General features: G+C 63.1%; 4 protein-coding genes. All 4 read right to left on the bottom strand.

The window, feature by feature from the left end:
• A partial coding sequence (locus ACIQUS_RS27095) for a prohead protease/major capsid protein fusion protein (protein WP_403054218.1) occupies positions 1-1,538 on the bottom strand: 1,538 nt, incomplete at its 3' end.
• On the bottom strand, positions 1,510-3,015 hold the full coding sequence (locus ACIQUS_RS27090; RefSeq protein ID WP_403054215.1) for a phage portal protein: 1,506 nt from the start codon (positions 3,013-3,015) through the stop codon (positions 1,510-1,512). The genes ACIQUS_RS27090 and ACIQUS_RS27095, both read right to left, overlap by 29 nt.
• Position 3,016: 1 nt before the next feature.
• A complete protein-coding gene (locus tag ACIQUS_RS27085) occupies positions 3,017-3,223 on the bottom strand; it encodes a phage head-tail joining protein (protein ID WP_186618016.1) in 207 nt (68 codons plus the stop codon).
• Positions 3,220-3,918: terminase gpA endonuclease subunit (locus ACIQUS_RS27080; protein WP_403054211.1), on the bottom strand; the 699-nt coding region annotated here is incomplete at its 5' end. The genes ACIQUS_RS27085 and ACIQUS_RS27080, both read right to left, overlap by 4 nt.

The following is a 3,918-nucleotide window of genomic DNA, read 5'->3' as shown; positions in this document are numbered from 1 at the left end:
ACGAAGATTGCTTTGCCGTCGGTGTAGTTCGGGTTGCTCAGCAACAGGTTCCACACCAGGTTGGATTCGGTCTGCGCGGCAGCCAGGCCATAGGCGCGCGGGATGCGGGTCAGCGCACCCAGGTCATCGTTGATAATCGATTCCCAGGTGATGGCGATGATCTTGCCGAACTTCGTCACGCGGATCGGTGCGCCTTCCTCTTCAAGCTTGCCGTACTTGTACTCACCGTGCTCCTTAACCTCCTCGAGCGCGGAGATATCACCCAGCGCGGCACGAGTGGTGGCACGGAAGTCCGGCACGGTAGTGAGCTGGCCCAGAGGCCGCCAGGTTTGCGGTGCCTGGGCATAGGAATCGCGCAAGGTGCGAGTCACCGCGCCGCCGAGCAGGATCGGGAAATCACTGGTGGTGTGCATGCCAGCGGCGCGCACAGCCTGACGATCGCAACCGAGCGCGGCGCGGGCGATCTCTTGGGGCATCATGCCGCGCGAGTTGCCACCGACCAGCTCAATGGCCTCACGGGCCATATCCAGAAGGCGCATGCCGCGGAACTCGCGCGCCGCATCAACCAGTGCGATCTGCGGATTGCAGCGGTTCAGCAGAGCGTTCTGCATGGCTTCGCGCTTGGCGGTGATCAGCGCGACATCCTGGCCGCCGGTAACGGTTGGCTGACTGTTGCGTCCCAGCGGCTGATCACCCTGTTGACGCTCGGCCAGCTTGTCGATCATCGCGGCACTCGCAGCATCGACGCTCAGACCACGCTCGACCAGCTCGTCGGCGAAGGCCTCGTCCAGGCCGACTTTCCGAGCCATTGCGCGGATGCTGGTGCCGCGCTTGCGCTCAGCTTCAGCTGCCTCGCGACGAATCAGCTCATCAGCCGCGCGCTTCTCTTCTTCGGTCATCTCAATTTCCTCATTGGGGGTGGCCACGGCGGCCGGCTGCACGGCAGGCACTTCGTCCTTCCGAGTTTCAAATAGGGTGTTGAATCGACGTCCCTCGTATTCGGCGGGCGTCTTGGCGCTACGCACCTTGGCACCGTCGTCGAAGCCGACCGGGACAATGGAGATTTCCATGGGCTCCCAATCCACCGCACGGTAGATCGGCATGGTGTCGTCACCGCCCTCAACCAGTACGTAACGGTGCACGCTGTAACCAACGGAGATATTCCGCAGAATGCCGTCCTTCACGTCGCGGAACACCTCGTCGGCGTCCTCGCGCTGGCTGAAGCGGACAATCGCGTGGCCCTCTCCATTGTCGAGCCAGGCACGCTCCACCACCGCCAGAACCGAGCGGAGCTCCCACTGGTTGTGCACGCTGAGCAAGGGCGCGCCATTGTTCATTCGCTCGAGTCGGACGGCGGTATCGCTGACCTCAAGTTCCTCGAGGTAGTAGCCGACGTCCCAGTTCCAGCGCCGACCTTGGGCGCCAGTTGTCCAGGTCAGTTCAACGGTTCGCGCTTCGATATCGACCGTGTCCGGCCGCACCGCCGCGCGCAGCGAAAGCATCGGCGTGTCATGCTGCTTCGTCATCGTCTGCGGCATCGTCCGGTTTCTCTTCAGTAGGTTGTGGTTGGCTGGAGGCTCCAGCAGCAGCAACCCGGCGCGGGTCGCAGTCGAGGATCAGCCCCAGGCTGTCGAGCAGGGCGTTGGCCTCCTGGATGTTCTTGGCGTGGTCATAGGGATCGGTGATACCGAGCTCGCGCAGCGCGTCCGGCCAGGTGACCAGGCCATTACGCAGACGCTGTTTGACGGCTTCGATCTCGGCCTTCGGGTCCACCATGTCGCGGCGCGGTGGGGTCCACTCGGCGCCGGCTGGCTCGAGCACGGCGCCTGGCACCAGCATCTGCGCCTCCATAAACCAGGCCCACACCCCTTCACAGAGCTGGGGGATCACCATTCGCCACTGCCACACGTCGACCCGGCGGGCAAAGTGCAGCCAGCCCATACGACCACTGGAAAAGTTCACGCCCTTCAAGTCGCCGGTGACCAGCTCGTAGGGCACACCCAGACCGACCGAAATGGCGTGCAGGCCTTGCCAGGAATAAGTGCTGTATCCGTTGAACACCGGCGGTGTGCCGAAGCTCACCGTCTCCCCTTGGCCCAGCTCTTGGATGATCCCGGGCTCGACGCGCTCCACCAGCGGCGGCCGCTTGTTGCCTCCCGTACCGGTATCGTCCTTGGTGACGAAGGCGGCGAAACAGGCGGCGATCTTGGCCTGCTCCATGATCGCGTCTTCCATCTCATCGAAGTTGCGCAGCCGCTGCATCACCGGTGCAAACCAGCTGTAACCGCGGGCCTGGCCGGGACGCTTGGGGAGAAACACGTGGATCACGTCCGCTGCATCTACCCGACGGGAGCTGATCGACTTCCAGACGTTGCTCGCACCCGGGTGCTCGTCGAACAGCCAGTAGGCCACCCGCTTGCCGAGTGGGTCGAACTCGATGCCCTGAATAATCTGGTTGTTGCCGTTGGGACCGTTTTTCTCCTCGTCGAGGAAATCTGCTTCAAGGACCTGCAGTTGCAGGGGCACCGGCAGTTTATCCTCGCTCTTGCGGCGCCGGCGGCGGACCAGCACTTCGCCGCCTTCGGGCACAGCCTCCATGATCTTGTGCTGCAGGCCGTAGAAATTCTCCAGGCCGTCGGCATCGCACAGCATGGTCTCGCCCCAAGCCTTCCAAAGCTCGATCAGCCGCTTGTTAGCACGAGCGCTCTTGGCCAGAGGTCTGGGCACGATGCCTGCCCCGACCACGTTGTCGGCTATGCCCGTGACGGCGCGCTCGGCGTAGGGGTTGTTGCGGCGCAGATCGCGGGCCCGGTTCCGCAACCGGGCGAGCGCCGGGCCGATCTCCGCATTCGCATCGGTACCGGAACTACGCCACCCATCGTTGCGCCGCCCGCCGGCCGCGCCTTCGAAACGACGCTCCAGCAGCTTGACCTGCATGTCTGCCCGCATTTTCTTCAGGCGCGACTCGGCGCGCTTCGCGGCCCTGCCGGGAAACCAGGTATCGAGTAGACCCATTTCAGTAGCCTTTGGAGAAGGAGGCGTAGCGGCGACCGCCGTCATTGTTGGCATTCAGGCCGAGCTCGTCGGCCATCAGCTTCCTGATGCGCAGCATCTCGTCCAGCGATCGGTAGGTAACGCTCTTGTCGGCATAGCGCACACTGAGCGCACCCTCGGCGATGGCCGCCGAGATGGCGGCGTACTGCTCGTGCGTGTAGGTCGTCATGACTTGTTCCAGTAGGAGGATTTGCGACGCGGGCGCTCTTCAGCAGTATCCGTAGCAGCGGAACCGCCAGGCTCCGGCTGCTGTGCCAGGGCATTGAGGTCTAGGCCAAAGCGTTGCTGGCTAATTCGAAGAGCCGCGAGCGCGTAAACGAAGCAGTCCAGGCCTTCGTTACGGCGGCCGCCGGCATCCCAACGGAGCTCTCGCTTACCTTTCACCATCACAGGCTTCTTACGCTCAGCGGTGATCTGCTTGAGTTCATCCTCGTCGCAAATGTCGTCGTTGGCCGGGAAGTGGATGGCACCAGGCTGCGTTTCGCCGGACTGGGATTTCGCCATATCAATGGCGATCTTCAACCGGCTATAGATCAGCTCCTTCGCGTTGTCGGTACCGACCTCGGTCTTGTAGATGCCGTCCTTGCGCTTCTTGGGGAAATTGGCGATCGGTTTGCCATAGGTGCTGGCCCCGAAGATCGGGACTACCCACTGCACGCCATGGCGTCTGCTCTCAGCTGCGACCTCATCGGATGAGTGGCCACCGGCATCCCAGCACCAGCGCTCGACACGCATAATCAAACCATCAGGCCGAGTGAACTGCCGATGAACCTGCAAGCCCACTTTGCGGCGTAGCTCCTCGCTGGCCGGATCACCGGTGAGAATGAAGCGGTGGACCAGCCATGCCTCCTCTCCCGGTCCGAA

Origin of the sequence: Pseudomonas sp. NPDC090755 (assembly GCF_044769005.1) — a bacterium.
Classification (GTDB): domain Bacteria; phylum Pseudomonadota; class Gammaproteobacteria; order Pseudomonadales; family Pseudomonadaceae; genus Aquipseudomonas.
Note: the sequence above shows the minus strand (reverse complement) of the source record. Positions and strands in the feature narration are given on the sequence as shown.

Bases quoted from the DNA above. Each gene is read 5' to 3' on its own strand.
- ACIQUS_RS27090 (WP_403054215.1), bottom strand. From the start codon at position 3,015: ATGGGTCTACTCGATACCTGGTTTCCCGGCAGGGCCGCGAAGCGCGCC.
- ACIQUS_RS27085 (WP_186618016.1), bottom strand. From the start codon at position 3,223: ATGACGACCTACACGCACGAGCAGTACGCCGCCATCTCGGCGGCCATC.